Origin of the sequence: Kitasatospora putterlickiae (assembly GCF_039527695.1) — a bacterium.
Taxonomy (GTDB): Bacteria; Actinomycetota; Actinomycetes; order Streptomycetales; family Streptomycetaceae; genus Kitasatospora; species Kitasatospora putterlickiae.
Genome location: NZ_BAAAKJ010000493.1, coordinates 1 through 2,009, shown reverse-complemented (window position 1 = coordinate 2,009; position 2,009 = coordinate 1). Strand labels below are relative to the sequence as shown.

Here is a 2,009-nt window from a genome sequence, read left to right as displayed (position 1 = left end):
GGCCTCGGCGAGCACCCGCTCCTCCTGGTCGGGCCGGCCGGTGCTCGGGTGGGCGATGTGCAGGGCGGTCAGCGGGGCGCGGCGGGCACGGTGACCGGTGAGGAGGCGCCGGGTACCAGCAGCCCGGGCGCGCCGGAGCCGTCCGCCGGGACGCTCCAGAGGTCGGCGCCCTTGCCCTCCCGGGCCGGGAGGGCGTAGGCGAGGGTGTCGTCGTCCAGCCAGGCCGCCTGGTCGTCGACGCTGCGCGACTCGGCGGTGGGGTGCTCGCGCAGGTCGGCCAGGTCGAGCACGTACAGCCGCCAGAGCGCGGCCGGGTCGTCCGAGACCCTCTTCTTGAAGGCGATCCGGGTGCCGTCCGGGGAGAGCGAGGGGCACTCGACGTTCTCCCGCAGGGTCCGGGCCGACCAGGCCTTGAGGTCTCCCTCGACCAGGTGGGTGCGGCCGCCGGTCGCGACGGTGGCGTAGAAGCGGTTGTCGTCGGCGGCGAAGTTGACGCCCCAGTAGTTGACGTCGGCGGCGTGGTACCGGGTGCCGCCGAGGGTCAGCGGGATCTCCTCGATCGACTTGACCAGGTAGCCGGTGCGCAGGTCCAGGATCGACGTGCGGGTGGAGAAGCCGCTCTTCGCGTAGGAGTCCCCGACCGCGAAGCTGGTCCAGGAGAGCACCTGTCCGGAGGGCGACACCCGGGCCCGGTTGGGGATGCCGGGCACGGTCACCGTCCGCAGTTCGGTGAACGCCCGGTCGTAGACGACCGCCTGGGTGCGGGCCGGGGTGCCGGGCAGCGCCCGCAGGCACAGCGCCCGCTCCCCCGCCGCGTAGAAGCGTTCGCAGGACGGCCCGTCCGGGGTGCCCGGGGTGCGGGCGACCCGGCCGGTGGCGCCGTCGCGGTAGTAGAGGCCGGGCCGGTCCAGGGTGAACGAGGCCTCCGCCGCGACCAGTCGGTGCCCGCCGTCGCGCTGGCGGGCGTGCAGGACGTAGCCGAGCGAGCCGCCCAGCAGGACGAGGACGGCGAGGACCAGCACGGTGGTGCGCGCCTTCACGGTCGCGCGCGGGTTGATCATCCGGTCCTCCGTCCCGGCAGGATCCGCCAGGCGGCGGCGAGCGCGGCGGCCAGCGCGAGGGCGGCCGCCAGCAGGGCCGGACGCGGTCCCCACCACGTCCAGGCGACGCCGAACCCGGCCGCCCCGACCAGCCGGGCCAGCGCCTGCCCGGTCTGCAGCACCGCGATCCCGCCCGCCCGGCCCTCCGCCGGGAGGACCGGTCCGGCCAGCGCCATCAGCACGCCATCGGTGGCGGCGTAGAAGACGCCGAGCAGGACGAGGACGACGACGGCGGAGGGCCAGCCGAGCGGTGCCAGCAGGGTGAGGTAGGCCGCCAGCAGCGCGCCGTGTCCGAGGAGGAACGGGGTCCGCCGTCCGGTCCGGTCCGCGAACCGCCCGGCCGGGACGGCCAGCAGCAGGTAGCAGGCCGCCGCGCCGAGCGGCAGCAGCGGGAACAGGAGCGGCGACAGGTCCAGGCCGCGCTGGAGGAGCAGGTAGAGGAAGGAGTCGCCGATGGTCGCGGCGCCCAGCAGCGCGGCGGCGGCGGTCACCCGCCGGAACACCGGGTCGCGCAGCACCCGGGGCCGGGTCCGCGCCGGCCTGGGCGCGGCCGTGACCGGCGCCGGCTTGGGCGCGGCCCCGACCGGCGCCGGCGTCCCGGCGGGGACGAAGAGCAGCAGGACCAGGACGCCGAGCAGGCCGGTGGCGAAGCTCACCACGAAGACGGCGTCGTACGCGTCGGCCGTCGCCCACAGCACCGCGAACGCGACCAGCGGCCCGAGCAGCGCACCCGTGGTGTCCATCGCCCGGTGCACGCCGAACGCCCGGCCGAGCGCCTCCGGCGGCGCGCTGAGCGTGATCATGGCGTCCCTCGGGGCGGTCCGCACGCCCTTGCCGAGCCGGTCGGCGGCCAGCGCGGCGGCGATCCCGCCGGCCGCGCCGCCGGCCAGCAGCAGCCCGAGCCGGGAG

The 2,009-nt window shown here is 76.8% G+C and carries 2 protein-coding genes; both read right to left on the bottom strand.

Translation table 11 applies throughout. The annotated features are described in order from the left end of the window. Positions 1-68: 68 nt before the first annotated feature. A complete protein-coding gene (locus ABD308_RS37760; protein ID WP_344345342.1) occupies positions 69-1,061 on the bottom strand; it encodes a TolB-like translocation protein in 993 nt (330 codons plus the stop codon). Then, on the bottom strand, positions 1,058-2,009 hold a 952-nt coding region (locus tag ABD308_RS37755), incomplete at its 5' end, for an MFS transporter (RefSeq protein WP_344345338.1). The genes ABD308_RS37755 and ABD308_RS37760, both read right to left, overlap by 4 nt.